Annotated in this window: 17 protein-coding genes; 6 read left to right on the top strand and 11 right to left on the bottom strand. The window is 70.7% G+C overall.

Annotated elements, in window-relative coordinates:
- Nucleotides 1-39: 39 nt before the first annotated feature.
- The 6 genes from ACFRMQ_RS23075 to ACFRMQ_RS23100 form a co-directional block, all read right to left on the bottom strand.
- The gene (locus ACFRMQ_RS23075) at nucleotides 40-1839 is read right to left on the bottom strand and encodes a bifunctional metallophosphatase/5'-nucleotidase (protein ID WP_380732453.1); all 1800 of its coding nucleotides are present in this window, start codon (nucleotides 1837-1839) and stop codon (nucleotides 40-42) included.
- A 207-nt stretch (nucleotides 1840-2046) separates the two neighbouring features.
- On the bottom strand, nucleotides 2047-3396 hold the full coding sequence (locus ACFRMQ_RS23080) for an ATP-binding protein (protein WP_380732454.1): 1350 nt from the start codon (nucleotides 3394-3396) through the stop codon (nucleotides 2047-2049).
- Nucleotides 3397-3457: 61 nt separating this feature from the next.
- A complete protein-coding gene (locus ACFRMQ_RS23085; RefSeq protein ID WP_380732455.1) occupies nucleotides 3458-5047 on the bottom strand; it encodes an SCO6880 family protein in 1590 nt (529 codons plus the stop codon).
- 7 nt (nucleotides 5048-5054) lie between these two features.
- Entirely contained in the window at nucleotides 5055-6287 is a 1233-nt protein-coding gene (locus tag ACFRMQ_RS23090) for a hypothetical protein (RefSeq protein WP_380732456.1), read from the bottom strand.
- Nucleotides 6288-6339: 52 nt separating this feature from the next.
- Complete coding sequence (locus tag ACFRMQ_RS23095) at nucleotides 6340-7173, bottom strand: hypothetical protein (protein WP_380732457.1); 834 nt, start codon at nucleotides 7171-7173, stop codon at nucleotides 6340-6342.
- Between the two features lie 165 nt (nucleotides 7174-7338).
- Entirely contained in the window at nucleotides 7339-7686 is a 348-nt protein-coding gene (locus ACFRMQ_RS23100; RefSeq protein ID WP_380732468.1) for a hypothetical protein, read from the bottom strand.
- A 251-nt stretch (nucleotides 7687-7937) separates the two neighbouring features.
- On the opposite strand from ACFRMQ_RS23100, the gene ACFRMQ_RS23105 reads away from it, so the two are divergent.
- Complete coding sequence (locus ACFRMQ_RS23105) at nucleotides 7938-9086, top strand: NlpC/P60 family protein (RefSeq protein WP_380732469.1); 1149 nt, start codon at nucleotides 7938-7940, stop codon at nucleotides 9084-9086.
- A gap of 184 nt (nucleotides 9087-9270) precedes the next feature.
- Entirely contained in the window at nucleotides 9271-9999 is a 729-nt protein-coding gene (locus ACFRMQ_RS23110) for a phosphatase PAP2 family protein (RefSeq protein WP_380732458.1), read from the top strand.
- 32 nt (nucleotides 10000-10031) lie between these two features.
- On the opposite strand, the gene ACFRMQ_RS23115 is transcribed toward ACFRMQ_RS23110, so the two are convergent.
- The gene (locus ACFRMQ_RS23115) at nucleotides 10032-10223 is read right to left on the bottom strand and encodes a hypothetical protein (protein WP_380732460.1); all 192 of its coding nucleotides are present in this window, start codon (nucleotides 10221-10223) and stop codon (nucleotides 10032-10034) included.
- A 160-nt stretch (nucleotides 10224-10383) separates the two neighbouring features.
- Between ACFRMQ_RS23115 and ACFRMQ_RS23120 the strand changes: the two genes are divergently transcribed.
- The gene (locus ACFRMQ_RS23120) at nucleotides 10384-11283 is read left to right on the top strand and encodes a hypothetical protein (protein ID WP_380732461.1); all 900 of its coding nucleotides are present in this window, start codon (nucleotides 10384-10386) and stop codon (nucleotides 11281-11283) included.
- A gap of 214 nt (nucleotides 11284-11497) precedes the next feature.
- Entirely contained in the window at nucleotides 11498-11701 is a 204-nt protein-coding gene (locus tag ACFRMQ_RS23125) for a hypothetical protein (protein WP_380732462.1), read from the top strand.
- Between the two features lie 87 nt (nucleotides 11702-11788).
- Here the strand turns inward: ACFRMQ_RS23125 and ACFRMQ_RS23130 are convergent, their stop codons facing one another.
- Nucleotides 11789-12172 (bottom strand): metal-sensitive transcriptional regulator, encoded by a 384-nt coding sequence (locus tag ACFRMQ_RS23130; protein WP_380732463.1) that lies wholly within the window; start codon nucleotides 12170-12172, stop codon nucleotides 11789-11791.
- 361 nt (nucleotides 12173-12533) lie between these two features.
- Between ACFRMQ_RS23130 and ACFRMQ_RS23135 the strand changes: the two genes are divergently transcribed.
- Nucleotides 12534-13154: a DUF47 domain-containing protein gene (locus ACFRMQ_RS23135; RefSeq protein WP_030059626.1), complete on the top strand. Its 621-nt coding sequence runs from the start codon at nucleotides 12534-12536 to the stop codon at nucleotides 13152-13154.
- A 5-nt stretch (nucleotides 13155-13159) separates the two neighbouring features.
- Nucleotides 13160-14155: an anion permease gene (locus tag ACFRMQ_RS23140; protein WP_380732464.1), complete on the top strand. Its 996-nt coding sequence runs from the start codon at nucleotides 13160-13162 to the stop codon at nucleotides 14153-14155.
- 153 nt (nucleotides 14156-14308) lie between these two features.
- Here ACFRMQ_RS23140 and pstB read toward each other — a convergent pair whose 3' ends face one another.
- The 3 genes from pstB to pstC are packed head-to-tail and all read right to left on the bottom strand — an operon-like array spanning nucleotide 14309 to nucleotide 17172.
- A complete protein-coding gene (gene pstB / locus ACFRMQ_RS23145) occupies nucleotides 14309-15085 on the bottom strand; it encodes a phosphate ABC transporter ATP-binding protein PstB (RefSeq protein ID WP_380732465.1) in 777 nt (258 codons plus the stop codon).
- Between the two features lie 42 nt (nucleotides 15086-15127).
- Complete coding sequence (gene pstA, locus ACFRMQ_RS23150; RefSeq protein ID WP_380732466.1) at nucleotides 15128-16198, bottom strand: phosphate ABC transporter permease PstA; 1071 nt, start codon at nucleotides 16196-16198, stop codon at nucleotides 15128-15130.
- Entirely contained in the window at nucleotides 16195-17172 is a 978-nt protein-coding gene (pstC, locus tag ACFRMQ_RS23155; RefSeq protein WP_380732467.1) for a phosphate ABC transporter permease subunit PstC, read from the bottom strand. Before pstC ends, pstA begins: the two co-directional genes overlap by 4 nt.
- Nucleotides 17173-17255 lie beyond the last annotated feature (83 nt).

Raw genomic sequence — 17255 nt, forward strand, 5'->3', positions numbered from 1 at the left:
GACAGCGCCCCACCCGCCCCTCCTACCGCCGGCTCACGGTCAGTCGGTGGCGACGCCCGGGCCGATGACCTTGATGCGGTCCTGCGCCGGGGCCTGGAGCGGCGAGGCCGCCGAGCTGTGGGCACCCAGGTAGTCCACGAACACGTCCAGGTCCGAAGCGCCGACCAGCTTGTCGGTGCCGGCCGCGAAGGCCGGGAAGCCGTCGCCGCCGCCGGCCAGGAACTCGTTGGCCGCGACCCGGTACTTGGCGGCCGGGTCGACCGGCGCGCCGTTCAGCCGGACCGAGTCCAGGACCACCCGGTCGGCGCCGGTCTTGCGCAGGTCCAGGGTGTAGTGCAGGTTCGACGAGACCTGGAGGACCTTCGGCGACGCCGCGTTGGAGCCGCTCACCTGCTGCTGGAGCAGCTGGATCAGCTGGGCGCCGGTCAGCGTCTTGATCTGCATCATGTTGGTGAACGGCTGGACGGTGAACGCCTCGCCGTAGGTCACCACGCCGTCGCCCTCGGCCCCGGAGGCCTTGTAGACCAGGTCGGAGCGGATGCCGCCGGGGTTCATGAACGCGATCTGCGCGCCGCCCTTGTCGGCCGGGGCCAGCCCGGCGAGCTGCGCGTCGGCGATCACGTCACCGAGCGGCTTCTCCAGGTCGTTGTTGCCACGGCCGTTGATGTCCGAGGCGATGTAGCCGATCGGCCGGTTGGCGATCGGGGCGGCCAGCTTGGAGTAGTGGTCCACCAGCGCCGTCAGGTCGGGCGCCTTCTCGACCGTGCGGCGCACCACGTGGTTCTCGGCCTTGACCGAGGGGCGCACGATCTCACCGGTGGTCTTGTCCAGCTTCATGTCGATCTGGGTGAAGAGCCGGCCGAAGGAGGCGGCACTGGTCACCGAGCGCGGGACGCCGTTCGGGTCCGGGATGCTGCACGCGTACGCGTTGTGGGTGTGCCCGGTGACGATGGCGCCGACCGCCGGGTCGATCTTCTTCGCGATGTCGACGATCGGGCCGGAGATGCCCTGGCCGGCCGCGCCGCAGTCGTAGTTGTAGACGCCGCTGGCCGGGAGGCCGCCCTCGTGGATCAGCGCGACGATCGAGTTGACGCCCTTCGCCTTGAGCTCGGCGGCGTACTTGTTGATCGTGGTGACCTCGTTGGCGAACTTCAGGCCCTTGACGCCCTCGGCGGTCACGATGTTCGGCGTGCCCTCCAGGGTGACGCCGATGAAGCCGACCTTCACGCCCTGGGACTTGGTCACCCAGTACGGGGCCAGCAGCGGCTTGCCGCTCTTCTCGTCGGTGACGTTGGCCGACAGGTAGTTGAAGTTGGCGCCCTTGAACTTGCGGCCGGGCTCGTAGCAGCCGTCGGTCGGGTGGCAGCCGCCGTTCTGTATCCGCAGCAGCTCCTGCGAGCCCTCGTCGAACTCGTGGTTGCCCACGGAGGTGACGTCCAGGCCGAGCTTGTCCATCGCCTCGATGGTCGGCTCGTCGTGGAACAGCGCCGAGGTGAGGGGGCTGGCGCCGATGATGTCGCCGGCCGCGACGGTGATCGAGTCGTCGGCCGGGACGCGCGCCTTGCGCAGCTCGGTGGCCAGGTACTCGATGCCGCCGGCCGGGGTGGAGACCTCCTTGCCGGTGGCCGGGTCGATCTCCTTGATCGTGCCGGAGGAACCGGCCGGCGGCTCCAGGTTGCCGTGGAAGTCGTTGATCGCCAGCAGCTGGAGGTTGACGGTCTTGTGGCGCTTGGCGTCCATGTCTGCGGCCTGGGCGGCCGTCGGCACGACGACCGTGCCGAACAGACCTGCGGCGGCGACGACGGCGAGCGCCGTCCGTCGGGACCTGACGGTGAGCATGAAGGGTTCCTCTGCACCTCGGAGGAGCACCGGCTGCGGACAGCATCGGCGTTCGGGCATGTGTTGCGACTGCGAAGCCTAGAGTCAACGCGCGTAGCCGTCAGGACGTCGGACGTAACAAGAGGATTACCTCCTGACGAACCATCGCCGTCCGCCGGGTGCGCAACCCGTGCGGATGCCGCCCTCGAACCCCGGCCCCGGCCGCCCTCAGACCCCGGGCTCGGCCGCCAACTGCCGCTCGGCGCGCACCCGTTCGGCCACCGCGTCCTCGGTCATCGCGCGGTCGGTATAGACCAGCGGCCGTTCCGACTCGGTGATGATGTGCTTCACCACCTGCACGTTGCCGTTGACGTCCCAGACCGCGATGCCCGGCGAGAGCGTGGGGATGATCTCCACCGCCCAGCGCGGCAGGCCCAGCACCCGGCCGGTGGCCCGCGCCTCCTCGGCCTTCTGCATGTAGATCGTCCGGGTGGAGGCCATCTTCAGGATCGCCGACGCCTCCTTGGCCGCCGCGCCGTCCACCACGTCGGACAGGTGGTGGACCACCGCGACGAAGGACAGGCCGAGCCGCCGGCCGAACTTCAGCAGGCGCTGGAACAGCTGGGCCACGAACGGGCTGTTGATGATGTGCCAGGCCTCCTCGACCAGGAAGATGCGCTTCTTCCGGTCCGGCCGGATCCAGGTGTGCTCCAGCCACACCCCGACGATCGCCATCAAGATCGGCATCGCGATCGAGTTGCGGTCGATGTGCGAGAGGTCGAAGACGATCAGCGGCGCGTCCAGGTCGATGCCCTCGGTGGTCGACCCGTCGAACATGCCGCGCAGGTCACCGTCGACCAGCCGGTCCAGCACCAGCGCCACGTCCAGGCCCCAGGACTGCACCTCGCCCACCGCCACGCCCAGCGACTCCACCGAGGACAGGTCGGGGTTGCGCAGGGTGTCGATGATGTCGTCCAGCACCGGCTGGCGGTCCTTCACCGAAGCCACCACATGGGCGTGCGCGGCCTTCAGCGCGAAGCCGGCCCGCTCCTCCAGCCCGCGCCCCATCGCCACCTCGACGATGGTCCGCAGCAGCGACAGCTGGCCGGTCTGGGTGATCGCCGGGTCCAGCGGATTGAGCTTCACCCCGCCGTCCCGGGCCGCCATCGGGTCCAGCCGGATCGACTTTATGCCCAGCGCCTCGGCGATCAGGTTCCACTCCCCGACACCGTCCTCACCCTGCGCGTCCAGCACCACGACCTGGCGGTCGCGGAACCTCAACTGCCGCAGCACGTACGTCTTCTCCAGCGCCGACTTGCCGTTGCCGGACTCGCCGAGCACCAGCCAGTGCGGAGCCGGCAGCTGCTGTCCGTACAACTGGAACGGGTCGTACACGTACCCCTTCCCGCTGTACACCTCGCGCCCGATGATCACACCGGAGTCGCCCAGCCCCGGAGCGGCGGTGGGCAGGTAGACGGCCTGCGCCTGGCCGGTGGAGGTGCGCACCGGCAGACGGGTGGTCTCCACCTTGCCGAACATCAGGCTGGTGAACGCCTCGGTGAGGTTTCCGAGCGCCATGGGAGGCCTCCTGACGGGACAGCGGTGGACGGACGTGCGGACGTGCGGACGTGCCGCGCGCTCAGCGGCGGATGCCGGTGGCGAACGGGAGGGTGTTGACGAAGGCCCGGTGGTGCTCCCGGTCGCACCACTCCAGCTTCAGGTAGCTCTTGCCGGCCGATGCCCGGATGGTCCGCTTGTCGCGGGCCAGCGCGTCGGGGTTGCGCGAGGAGACCGTGATGTAGCCGACCAGGTTCACCCCGGCCGCACCGGAGGCCAGGTCGTCACCGCGCTGATCCACCCGGCCGGTGTGGGCCAGGTCGCGCGGGTCGACCGTGCGGTTCATCTTCGCCGCCCGGCTGGCCTCGGCCTCGTCGTTGGTCTTCTCGGTCAGCATCCGCTCGATCGCGACGTCGGTCGGCTCCAGGTCCATCGTCACCGCGACCGTCCGGATCACGTCCGGGGTGTGCACCAGCAGCGGCGCCAGGAAGTTGACGCCCACCGGGGTGAGCGGCCACTCCTTGATCCAGGCGGTGGCGTGGCACCACGGCTCCCGGGTCGCCGACTCCCGGGTCTTCGCCTCCAGGTACTGCGGATTGGTCGCGTCCAGCTCGGCCGGCCAGGCATTGCGCCGGGACATCGCCTGGATGTGGTCGATCGGGTGGTCCGGGTCGTACATCGAGTGCAGCAACGAGGAGAGCCGGGCCTGGCCCAGCGGCTGGCGCACCCGGATGTCCGCCTCGGCCAGCCGGGCGCAGATGTCGGTCAGCTCGCGCGCCATCACGGCCGCCAGCCCCTCGTCGTCACGCGCGCGCCGCCCCGCGACCCGCTGCCCGTCGACGCTGCGGCCCATCGCGTGCGCCTCGGAAGCCAGATCGCGGGTGTAGTGCATGCAGGCCACCAGGTACGCCCGGTGCTGCTCCGAGGACGTCGACACCATCGACTGGAGCTGGTCGTAGGAGTCCTGCAGCCAGCGCGGCGAACTCGAGTCACCGCGGCGCTCGACGTCCTTGGCGTGCGCGTCCGGATCGGCCGGCAGGGTCCGGGCCAGGATCTGCAGACGGGTCACGAAGCCGTCGCCGTTCGCGACGTGCTTCAGCAGCGTCCCGAACCGGTCGACCAACGCCTCCTGGTCCTCCGAGTCGCGCAGCCCGACGCCCGGGCCCTCGATCTCGATCGCGGCCGTCACCGTCCGCCGCTCCAGGTGCATCAGCACCCCGACCTCGTCCGGCCCGAACGGCGCCGTCAGCCAGCGCAGCCGCCCCACCCCGGGCGGCGGGCCGACCTCCACCTCCCGGCCGTCCAGCCGGGTGCCGGCGTCCATCACGTCCGAACGCCACACCGCCCGGCCGCTGCGGACCGTCCGGCGGTAGGTACGGCTGATCTCCACCCACTTGTAGAACGTCCGCTTGCGGTACGGCACGTACACCGCCGCGATGGCGAGCGCCGGCAGACCGACCAGTCCGCCGATCCGCAGCGGCAGGATCGGCATCAGCAGGCCCCAGAGCATGCCGAGGAAGGCCCCGAAGATGATCAGCATGATCTCGCCGGACTCACGGTTCCGGCCGATCGGCGCGTTCGGGCGGGCCTTGCCGATCAGGTAGGTGCGGCGCTGGTGCACGTACGGCTGGGCGTACTGGGCACCGTACTGGCCGAGCGGTTCACTGCTCACTTACCCGTCACCCTCCCTTCGCTGGATTGCTGTCGCGGATCGGAACCGAGGCCGACGGCGGCCCGGCCTGCGGCGGCGGAGCCGGCGTCCGACCCGCGTGCGCGGCGATGCCCGGCGCGACCGAACCACCGCCGGCCCCGCCACCACCCCCGCCGGCCGCCTGCGGACCGCGGTCGCCGTGGGTGGTGATGCCCTGCTTCATCAGGTTCGCGGTCCCGTTGATCATCGCCGAACCGGCCTGCACGGCACTGGCCCGGGCCCCGCGCATGTTCAGCATCTCGTCACCGAAGCCCGGCACGAAGCGGTAGACCGCGGCACTCGCGAAGATCGACAGGAACAGGATCGCCAGCCCGGACAACACCCGGGCGAAGTCGTCGTCGGCCCCGGCCCCGGTCGCCACCGCACCCGCCAGACCCAGGATGACCACGATGATCGGCTTCGCCAGATCCACCGCCAGCATCACCCCGGCCCAGCGCCGCACGTGCTTCCACAGCTGCCGGTCCACCAGCCCCGCGTACACCGCCGTCCCCAGCAGCGCCCCGACGTACAGCATCGCCGCCCGGATCAGCAGCTCGATCCAGAGCACCGCCGCCGCCAGCACCGCCACCAGCGACACGATCACCAGGATCAGCGGACCACCGCCGACATCACCCTTCTCCAGCGTGTCGGCGAACCCTCCCAGGTACGACCCGGTATCCGTCTTCGTCCCGACCGCTATCGCCTTGGTCAGCCCGTCCGTCACGCTCACCACGGTGTACAGGATCAACGGCGTGAACGCGGACGCCACCACCGTCAGCCACAGGAAGCCGATCGCCTCCGAGAACGCCGTCGCCAGCGGCGCCCCCCGCACCGCCCGCTTCGCCACCGCCAGCAGCCACAACACCAGCGTGATCACCGTCGACACCGCGAACACCACGGCGTACTGCTGCAGGAACGACGCATTGGTGAAGTCCACCTGCGTCGTCCCGTCGATGGCCCCCGACAACTTCCGCACCAACCACGCGGCGGCCTGCGCACAACTCTTGGCCAACGACCCGAGCGGATCGGTCACGGCACCTACGGTGCCGCTGCCGGGCAACGAGCTACCCCCTGGCTTGTCGACGCAGAGAATGTCACTTCCCGAGATCGGCAGGTCAGGGCAGTTGGCGTTGGCGGTGCCGCTCGGCGCCGGAGTCGGAGAAGGAGCGGCAAACACCTTCTGAGCCGCCGACAGCGCCGCCACCTGCAAGGTGGCCAGCACACCGACAAGTGCACCCGCCCGTCGGCGTGCGCCGACACGGCGTGGAGTCTGGTCAACGCGCAAAGTGGTACCCCCCGAATTGCTGGACGGCGCCGGTGATCTCGTCGGCGGTGGCTGCCTGCTGGTCTCCGGGCATCGGCGCGGGGCCCTGCCTGCTGGTGAAGTCGGTGAGTTTCCAGTCGCTGCCCGTCCAGTGCAGCGCGAGCGTGAGGGTGAACCAGCTGGTGGTCACCGGCTGGACGGAGCGCTCGCCGGCGAGGCCGGTGAGGCCGGTGCACCACACCTCGATCTTGGTGTCGCTGTCGTTGTAGCCCGCCGTCTTGGTGCCGACCGGGACGGTGCGGCTGACGAAGGTGAGGCCCTTGGGCGCGCGGCCCTGGGCGTCGAGGCCGTAGCGGGCGGCGGTGTCGCCGCCGAACCCCTGGTCCAGCCGGCTCTGGAGCCCCGCCAGTGCGCCCGGGTCGGCGATGGTGGCGACGATGCCGTGGCGGCTGTCGGTGCGGAACATGTCCGCGGAGCCGATCGCCACCGCGTAGTTGGTGGCGGCGGACTGGGCGCCCTGGTCGGTGTGCGGGAAGCCGGTCGGGATGCCGTTGACGGTGGTGGCGACGGGCTGGTCGCCGCTGGGGGCGGGGCCGGCGCCGGAGGCCGCGCTCGGGGCGGCCCGGTCGGCGGAGCCGCCCCCGCCCCCGCCTCCGGCGGCGGAACCGGTGCCGGGCGCGACGCGGTTGGCGACGGCGATGGCCACCACGAGCAGGGTGACGACCACCAGGATGGTCAGCAGGGCGCGCAGTGGGCGGGACTGACGGTAGCTCGGCTGGGGGAAGGGCTGTTCGCCGACCGGCAGCCGCGTACGGGTGTGCGGCTGGTCGTCGGACAACGGCACGGCGGCCCTCCTGGTGCGGGGAGCCGGGGGCGGCTCCGGGGCCCTCCGGCCTGGGCTGGCGCGGGCGGAGGGTGGGAACGGGGGTGGATTCCTGGCAGGCCGGCCGACCGGAGGGGGTCCGGACGGGGACCGGCTCTCAGACAGGTCGAAGGACCTGTCGGATCGTCAGACCGCCATGCCGTAGACAATGGTGAACAGAGTGCCGAGCGATCCGATGATGAACACGCCGGTCAGCCCGGCGACGATCAGCCCCTTGCCCTGTTCGGCGCCGAAACTGTCGCGCATCGCGGTCGCGCCGATCCGCTGCTTGGCGGCGCCCCAGACCGCGATGCCGAGGCAGACGAGGATGGCGACGGCCATGATGACCTCGACCATCACCCGGGCCTCCGACCCCAGGGTCGCGAACGGGCCCCAGTCCGGGGCGATCCCGCCGATGATGGTGTCGATGTTCGGCTTCTTGGGGGGGTCCTCGGCCAGGTGGCCTACCGCATAGGTGTGCACGCTGCTCAGCATCATTTCCATCTCACCGCCCGATCAGGCAAATTCAAGGGCCCGGACCCGTCCCGCGCGAAGGGCCGGTACCCATTCTTGGCCAGATCTGATGTCGACTTGGCTACTTCTCGCAGATTGGTCGTGAGACGCCGGGCACGTACGCGAGGATGTACACCGTACGAAGGATAGCGCTCACTGTTCGTATCTCTGATGATTGCGGTGAGCAACGCCTTCCGGGACACTTCGACTGACGATTCGTCGGGATGGTGCTGATGGTACTCCGGAAGGCCGGGACGGCCGCCGCCGCTGCGGGAGTTGTTGCGATCGGGTTCATCGGGCTGGTGACGATGGGGACTTATGCGGCAAGTGGGACGCCGCAGCAGTCGGCGAATCGTTCCGCCCTCTCTCCCGGAACGGTCCCCGCGGCCTACCAGGAGGCGATCCAGACGTGGGGCTCGCTGTGCTCGGCGATCTCCCCGCCGATGCTCGCGGCGCAGCTGTACCAGGAGAGCGGGTTCGACCCCCGGGCCCGGTCCGGCGTCGGCGCCGAGGGGATGGCGCAGTTCATGCCGGGCACCTGGGCGATGTACGGGACGGACGCGAACGGGGACGGCCGCAAGGACGTCTGGGACCCGTACGACGCGATCGCCTCGGCGGCGGTCTACGACTGCGCGCTCGCCAAGGACGTCGCGAACGTCCCGGGCGACCCGCAGGCCAACGTGCTGGCCGCCTACAACGCCGGGCCGTACGCGGTGACCAGGAACGGCGGCATCCCGCCGTACCGGGAGACCCAGGGCTACGTGCGGAACATCCAGGCGATGGCCCGCAGCTTCGCCGCGCCGGCGTCGCCGACCGCACCGCTGGAGGTGTCCGCGCAGTCGGCGGCCGCGATCTACTTCGCGCAGACCAAGCTCGGCACCCCGTACCTGTGGGGCGGCGAGGGCCTGCCCTCGCAGAACGGGCGGTTCGACTGCTCGGGCCTGACCCAGGCCGCGTTCGCCAGCGTGGGCATCGAGCTGCCCCGGGTGGCCAACGACCAGTGGTACGCCGGTCCGCACCCGTCGCGCGATCAGCTGCGGCCGGGCGACCTGGTGTTCTGGGCGACGGACCTGAGCGATCCGCGGAGCATCCACCACGTCGGGATCTACGTCGGCGGCGGGTACATGATCAACGCGCCGCACACCGGCGCGGTGATCCGCTACGACAAGATCGACACCCGGGAGTACATCGGCGCGACCCGGGTCACCTCGGACGGCGCCCAGGCGCTGCCGACCCGCAACAACGAGGGTGCGGTCAACGCCCCGAGCCGCCCGGGCTCGACGGCGCCCGCCGCCCCCGCCGGTGCCCAGGGCGGCGCCCCGGCCGTCGCGGCCGCCCCGCCCGTGCCGGCCGGGCCGAGCCCCGCCGCCCCCGGGCGGTAGGCCCGGGGCGGCCGGGACCTGTGTGCGCGCTGTGGACGCTGAGTCAAGTTTCGATAACCGCGTGTTTCCGTGGAACGCTGTGGCCCGGAAATGACGTTTTCTCCGGTGGCCCCTCGTCAGCGTCCCGCACCGGACGGACCCCGGCCACGACGACCAGGTGCAGCGGACCAGAAGGAGGTGCGGCGTGTCGACGCCGCTTGCCGACACGACCAACCCCGACCTCGAGCTGCTCTATGCCGTCAACGGCCTCGCCAAGCGCTCCCCGCAGTGGCTGGACCACCTGGTCTCCTGGATCGGTGAGTACGGCATCCTGATCGGCCTGGCGATGCTCGGCCTGGTGGCCTGGCTCCAGGCCAGACGCCGCCCGGACGCGCCGGTGGCGATGGCCGGGCTGCTCTGGGTGCCGCTCTCGGTGGCCGTCGCCGAGCTGGCCAACCTGCCGATCGCCGCGATCGTGAACCGTCCGCGCCCCTTCGTCGACCACTCCGGGCTGCTGGTGCTGGTGGACGGCAAGGCCGGCACCCACTCCTTCGTCAGCGACCACTCGACCATGACCATGGGCGTCGCGGTGGCGCTGTTCCTGGTGAACCGCAGGCTCGGTTGGATCGCCGGCGGGCTGGCCCTCCTCCAGGGCTTCTGCCGGATGTTCATGGGCGTCCACTACCCGACCGACGTGATCGGCGGCTTCGCGCTCGCCGTCGCCGTGGTGCTGCTGCTGGCGCCGATCGCGATGGCGGTGCTGGTGCCGTTCTGCCACGCGCTGAGCCGGACGGCCGTGGCGCCGCTGATCCAGGCCTCCGGGCGCGGTGGCGGGGCCCGCGGCGGGACCGGGACCGGTCCCCGCGGGCGGCGGCGCGGACGCGGGGCGGTGCGGACCGGGGAGCAGCCGCCGGAGTCCGACCTCGCGGCCTGACGCCGGGGGCGGCCCCGCGGGCCCGGGCGGGGTCAGTCCGGCTCGGCGCCGCTCTCGGCGAGGTGGTCGGCGCCCTCGCGGCGGGCCAGTTCCCGCGAGCGGCGGGCCGGGGAGTACCAGCCGCAGCGGCAGGTCGCGAAGGCGAAGGAGCCGCGTTCGCTGATCACGAGGTGGTGTTCGGGCATCCGGACGGTGCCGGGCGCGGCCGGCAGCTCACTGTGCACGTGGTTCACCGTAACGCGCCCGGCACCCCCGGCGCGACGCATCCGGAATACCGGGGCCCGTAACCCTTCACGCCCCAACTCGTTTGCCAGGAAACAGCTCTGCCACCCGGTGGGGTGCGGCGGGGCAGTCGGGCCCGAGGGGGTTGTCGCGAGGATGAAGATGACCGACCAGCAGCGCGCCGGACGGTCGGGATGCCGTCCCGGTCCGCGCCTGCGCTCGGCGGCCGGGGCCGCCCTGTTCGCCGCCGTCCTGGCGGCGGGGTCCGCCGGTTGCTCGGGCGGTGCCGGTGACGGCTCCTCCGACCAGCGGTCGAGCGCCCCCGACCAGCTCGCCGCGGACCCACTGTCGGCGGTGCGCAACGCCGCCGACATCACCGGCCGGACCGGCTCCGCGCACACCGCGACCGAGTTGGTCACCGAGTCCGCCGAGAAGAAGGCCTCGTTCAGCGGCACCGGCGGCTACGACTACGTGAAGCGGATCGGCCGGCTGGAGGTCCAGGTGCCACCGGGCGCGGCGACCACCGGGAAGATCGTCGAGGTGGTCCTGCCGGGCACGGTCTACCTCCAGAACAGCGGCGCCAAGGTTCCCGAGGGCAAGTGGGTCAAGCTGGACGTCCGTCAGCTGCCGGACGGCAACCTGGTCAGCAGCGGCGCCACCGATCCGGCCTCGGCGGCGGGGGCGCTGCGCGGGGCGCAGAAGGCGGAGGCGGTCGGCACCGAGACCGTCGACGGGGTCCCGCTGCACCACTACCGGGGCACCCTGGACCTGGCGAAGGCGGCCGACGCGACCGGTGGGAGGGGCGGGGACGGTCTGCGAACGGGCGCGCAGACGTTCACCGTCAAGGAGGTCCCGTTCGACGCCTGGCTGGACGACCAGGGGCGGCTGCACAAGGTGGTCGAGGTGTTCACCTTCGCCGGGGTGGCCGGGTCGAAGGAGCCCAAGGACCAGGTGAAGGTGACGTCGACGACCTCGCTCGGGGACTTCGGCAAGCCGGTGGAGGCGGCCGAACCCTCGGCCTCGGACATCTACCAGATGAAGCCCACGGAGAGCCCCAAGTAGGGCGGGCGGACCCGCCCCGATGCCGGGGCAGCGCTCCGGCGTCGGGGCGAGACGGGGCGCCGACGGCGCGGGTGGCCGTCCGGGGAGCGACGGCCACCCGTTTCGGCGGCGCCGAGATGGCCCGTCCGTGCCATGTGGACGGGCCCCGAAGTGCCTAGGCTGGACTCCGGGTGGCTGCCGCCCGGGCTGGCGAGGCACTGAAGGGGTGGTGCAGGTGGTGTCGTCCACGGGCGGCCGCAGCGGCGGCCACGACGACGCGGCCCTCGACGAGATCGATCTGGCCGGCGAGCTGATGATCGCCGCGACGGCCAGCTCCGGCGACCGGCTGCCGACCGAACGGATCGACGAGGTGCTGCTGGACCGGGCCGACCCCGGCCGGGCCGGCGGTGGCCGGGCCGACCGGGACGCCGACGATTAGATCCTGTAGATCCTGTCCGGTCGATCTCGGCCCGGCAGGATCGGCCGGACTGGGCCTGGCCGGCCCGCCGGCCGACGGGCCGACGCCTCAGCTGCGCAGCAGCCGGCTGATCGCGGCGGTGGCCTCCGCCACCTTGGCGTCCAGCTCGGCGCCGCCCTCCTCGGCCGCCGCGGCGACGCAGTGCCGCAGGTGCTCCTCCAGCAGGGAGAGCGCGAAGGACTGGAGCGCCTTGGTGCTGGCCGAGACCTGGGTGAGCACGTCGATGCAGTAGACGTCCTCGTCGACCATGCGCTGGAGGCCGCGGATCTGGCCCTCGATCCGGCGCAGCCGCTTGAGGTGGGCGTCCTTCTGCGCGCTGTACCCGTGCGGGCCGTGGCCGCCGTGTCCGGCCGCGGGCACGGCGGCGTGGCCGGCGTGCGGGTCGGTCCCCTGCGCGTGCTCCGGCTCGGTGCGCGCTTGCGTCGTGGTCATCGGCCCCGCCTTCGTCTCAGTGCCTGGTGGCTGCGTCGGCCTCCAGTGTCCAACACCGGGACCTTCCGTGGTGTTCCGACGGTCCACCCGGCACGTGCCACGGGCCGGGGCGGCGGGGTGCCCGGCGGTTAACCCGTCTGAGCGGCGCCCCGGTCTTCCGTGCGCACGACGGGGACAATCCGGGCGAGGTTCCGTCAGACTGAGGACCCGTGTCCCCACGTCGCGGTGCGGCCGGGATCAGCCGGTGCGGCAGCCGAACGGAAGGGGAGGTTCCGGCTCCGACCCCGACACCCCGTTTGCGTGATTGCGCTTGGTTGCACCTAGCATCGTTCAGTCCCTACCCCGCACATCGGAGATTTCCGTGCGTTTTAGCCTGACCCCGAAGGAGACGAGCTTCTACGACATGTTCGCCGCCGCGGCGGAGAACCTCGTCGTCGGATCGAAACTCCTTTTGGAGCTGCTGGGATCAGACGTGTCGGCCCGCGCGGAGATCGTCGAGCGCATGCGCGCCGCCGAACACGCCGGGGACGACACCACCCATGCCGTCTTCCATCAGCTGAACTCGTCCTTCATCACGCCCTTCGACCGCGAGGACATCTACAGCCTCGCCTCGTCGCTGGACGACATCATGGACTTCATGGAGGAGGCCGTCGACCTGGTCGTCCTCTACGACATCCAGACCCTCCCGAAGGGCATCGAGCAGCAGATCGAGGTGCTGGCGCGCGCCGCGGAACTCACCGCCGAGGCGATGCCGAACCTGCGCAGCATGTCCAACCTCACCGAGTACTGGATCGAGGTCAACCGGCTGGAGAACCAGGCCGACCAGATCCACCGCAAGCTGCTCGCCCACCTCTTCTCCGGTCAGTACGACGCCATCGAGGTGCTCAAGCTGAAGCAGGTCGTGGACGTCCTTGAGGAAGCGGCCGACGCTTTCGAGCACGTCGCCAACACGGTGGAGACCATCGCCGTCAAGGAGTCCTGACCCTCGTGGACATGGCAGCACTCATCGCCGTCGTCGGCGTTGCGTTCTTCTTCACGTACACCAACGGCTTCCACGACTCGGCGAACGCGATCGCCACCTCGGTCTCCACCCGGGCGCTCACCCCCCGGGCGGCGCTCGCGATGGCCGCCGTGATGAACCTGGCCGGCGCGTTCCTCGGCAGCGGCGTGGCGCACACCGTCTCCAAGGGGATCATCGAGACCCCGACCGGCAACCAGGGGATGGCGATCCTGTTCGCCGCCCTGGTCGGGGCGATCGCCTGGAACCTGGTCACCTGGTACTTCGGACTCCCCTCCTCCTCCTCGCACGCGCTGTTCGGCGGCATGGTCGGCGCGGCGCTGGCCGGCGGCGTCGACGTGATCTGGAGCGGGGTCATCGACAAGATCGTCATCCCGATGATCGTCTCGCCGGTGGTCGGCCTGGTCGGCGGCTTCCTGGTGATGCTGGCGATCCTGTGGATCTTCCGGCGGGCCAATCCGCACCGCGCCAAGCGCAACTTCCGGGTCGCCCAGACCGCCTCGGCCGCCGCGATGGCGCTGGCCCACGGTCTGCAGGACGCCCAGAAGACCATGGGCATCGTGGTCCTGGCCCTGACCATCTCCGGCCACCAGTCCGGCAACGGCATCCCGGTCTGGGTGAAGATCTCCTGCGCGACCATGCTCTCGCTGGGCACCTACGCGGGCGGCTGGCGGATCATGCGGACGCTCGGCCGGAAGATCATCGAGCTGGACCCGCCGCAGGGCTTCGCCGCCGAGGCCACCTCCGCGGCGATCATGTACATCACCTCGTTCGTCTTCAAGGCGCCGATCTCCACCACCCACGTGATCACCGCGGCGATCATGGGTGCGGGGGCCACCAAGCGGATCCGCGCCGTGCGCTGGGGCGTCGCGAAGAACATCGTGCTCGGCTGGTTCATCACGATGCCGGCGGCCGCCATCGTCGCAGCGCTGATGTACTGGTTCGTCCACCTGTTCTGGGGCTGACGGCCCCGCAGGGAACCGCGAACGGACAGGGCCCGCCCCCACATCTCGGGGGCGGGCCCTTTTCCATGTCCCGCGGCGGCACCGCCATGCAGCACCACGGGACAGCTCGGGATCCGTCACGCGTCCCGGCGACGCCCGTGACGGGGGTCCGGCCTAGCCGAAGCGGCCGGAGATGTAGTCCTCGGTGGCCTGGACGGACGGGTTGGAGAAGATCCGCTGGGTGTCGTCCAGCTCGATCAGCTTGCCCGGCTGGCCGACACCGGCCAGGTTGAAGAAGGCGGTGCGGTCGCTGACGCGGGCCGCCTGCTGCATGTTGTGGGTCACGATGACGATGGTGAACTGCTCCTTCAGCTCCCCGATCAGGTCCTCGATGGCGAGGGTGGAGATCGGGTCGAGCGCCGAGCAGGGCTCGTCCATCAGCAGGACCTGGGGCTCGACCGCGATGGCGCGGGCGATGCACAGGCGCTGCTGCTGACCGCCGGAGAGGCCGGCCCCCGGCTTGCTCAGCCGGTTGTGGACCTCCTTCCAGAGGTTGGCGCCCTTCAGCGAGCGCTCCACCACCTCGTCCAGCACGGCCTTCTTCTTCACGCCGGCGAGCCGCAGACCGGCGACCACGTTGTCGTAGATCGACATGGTCGGGAACGGGTTCGGGCGCTGGAAGACCATGCCGATCGAGCGGCGCACGGCGACCGGGTCGACGTTGGTGGCGTACAGGTTCTCGTCGTCCAGGAGGACCTTGCCCTCGACCCGGGCGCCGGGGATCACCTCGTGCATCCGGTTGAGGGTCCGCAGGAAGGTGGACTTGCCGCAGCCGGAGGGGCCGATGAAGGCGGTCACCGAGCGGGGCTCGATGCTCATCGAGATGTCCTCGATGGCCTTGGTGGTGCCGTAGTAGGCGGACAGTCCGCTGACGTCGATGCGCTTGGCCATGATCGTTGCTTCTCTCGTCTGTCTCGTACGTCAGTCGGTCGCTCAGTGTCCGCCCTTGGGCGAGCGCCAGCGTGCGACGCCCCGGGCGATGAGGTTGAGCCCCATCACGAAGGCGATCAGCACCAGCGCCGCACCCCAGGCACGGGCGTAGCCGTAGTCGTTGTTGACCTGCGAGTACTGGAGCCAGATGTACATCGGCAGGGACTGCTGAGGTCCGTCGAACGGGTTGCTGTTGATGGCGTCGGCGCCGAAGACCAGCATCAGCACCGGGGCGGTCTCACCCGTGATGCGGGCGACCGCGAGCATCACGCCGGTGGTGATGCCGCCGATCGCGGTGGGGAGGACGATCCGCAGGATGGTCTTCCACTTCGGCACGCCGAGCGCGTAGGAGGCCTCGCGCAGCTCGTTCGGGACGAGCTTCAGCATCTCCTCGGTGGAGCGGACCACGACCGGGATCATCAGGATGGCCAGTGCGAGGCTGCCCGAGAAGCCGGAGTAGCCGAAGCCCAGCGCGAGGTTCCAGAGCGAGAGGATGAACAGACCGGCGACGATCGACGGGATGCCCGTCATGACGTCGACGAAGAAGGTGACCGCCTTGGCCAGCGGGCCGCGGCCGTACTCGACCAGGTAGACGGCGGTCAGCAGACCGATCGGGGCCGCCATCGCGGTGGCCAGGCCGACCTGCTGGAGGGTGCCGATCAGCGCGTGGTAGATGCCACCACCGGGACCGGACTGGATCACACCCTTCATCGAGTGGCTCAGGAAGTTCCCGTTCACCACGTCGATGCCCTGCTGGATCGTGTAGGTCATCAGGGCGACCAGCGGGACGACGGCCAGGATGAAGGCGACCCAGACCACCGAGGTGGCGAGCCGGTCCTTGGCCTGCCGGCGGCCCTCGACCTGGGCCGAGAGGACGTAGCTGATCAGGACGAAGAGCAGCGCCGAGATCAGGCCCCACTGGAGGTGGCTGGCCAGCCCGCCGACCGCGCCGATCCCGCAGCCGAGGGCGATGGAGCCGAGGGCGACGGCGGCCGGGGTCCACTTGGGCAGTCGGTTGGCGGTCAGTGGACGGCCGACGGGCCGGGCGTCCTCGACGACGACGGTGGCGGTCATGCGTTGGCCCCCGAGTACTCCTTGCGGCGGGCGATGATCAGTCGCGCGGCACCGTTCACCAGCAGGGTGATGACGAACAGGACGAGGCCGGAGGCCATCAGGGCGTCGCGGCCGTTCTCACCGGCCTCGGCGAACTTCAGCGCGATGTTCTGCGCGAAGGTGCCGCCGCCGGCGTCGAGGATGTGCAGCGACAGGACGTTGCTGGCGGACAGCACCACCGCGACCGCGATGGTCTCGCCGAGCGCGCGGCCGAGGCCGAGCATCGAGGCCGAGATGATGCCGGGGCGGCCGAACGGCAGCACCGCGGTGCGGATCATCTCCCAGCGGGTCGCGCCGAGCGCGAGCGCCGCCTCCTCGTGCATCCGCGGCACCTGGCGGAACACCTCGCGGGAGACCGCGGTGATGATCGGCAGGACCATGATCGCCAGCAGGATGCCGACGGTGAACAGGTTGCGCGGGGTACCGGTCCTGGTCTGGTCGAAGATGTACGTCCAGCCCAGGTACTCGTTGAGCCAGCTGGTCAGGCCGTCCATGTGCGGCACCAGGAAGAGCGCGCCCCAGAGGCCGTAGACGATGCTGGGGACGGCGGCGAGCAGGTCGACCAGGTAGGCGAACGGCTGGGCGATCCGGCGCGGCGCGTAGTGCGAGATGAACAGCGCGATCCCGATGGCCACCGGGACGGCGATCACCATCGCGATGATGGCGCTGACGATGGTGCCGACGACCAGGACGGCGATGCCGAAGACGGGCTTCGGGGCGTCCGGCGTCCACTCGAAGGTGGTGAGGAAGTTGCCTTCGTTGGTGCTCAGGGCCAGGACCGCCCGCCAGGTCAGGAAGGCGGCGATGGCGCCCATGATGACCAGCAGCAGGACGCCCGAGCCCCGGGCGAGGTTCATGAAGATCTTGTCGCCGACCCGGCTGTCGCGCGGCCGGCGTTCCCTGCCTCGCGGGGCGGCAGGGGGGGATGAAGTCATTGGTCTACTCCGGTCTGGTGGCGCCGCCCCGGAGGGGGGACGGCACCATGGCGGCGGTGCCCCGGACGTGGTGCTGGGTGTGG

It is taken from the genome of Kitasatospora sp. NPDC056783 (genome assembly GCF_042789895.1).
In the GTDB taxonomy this organism is placed as follows: domain Bacteria; phylum Actinomycetota; class Actinomycetes; order Streptomycetales; family Streptomycetaceae; genus Kitasatospora.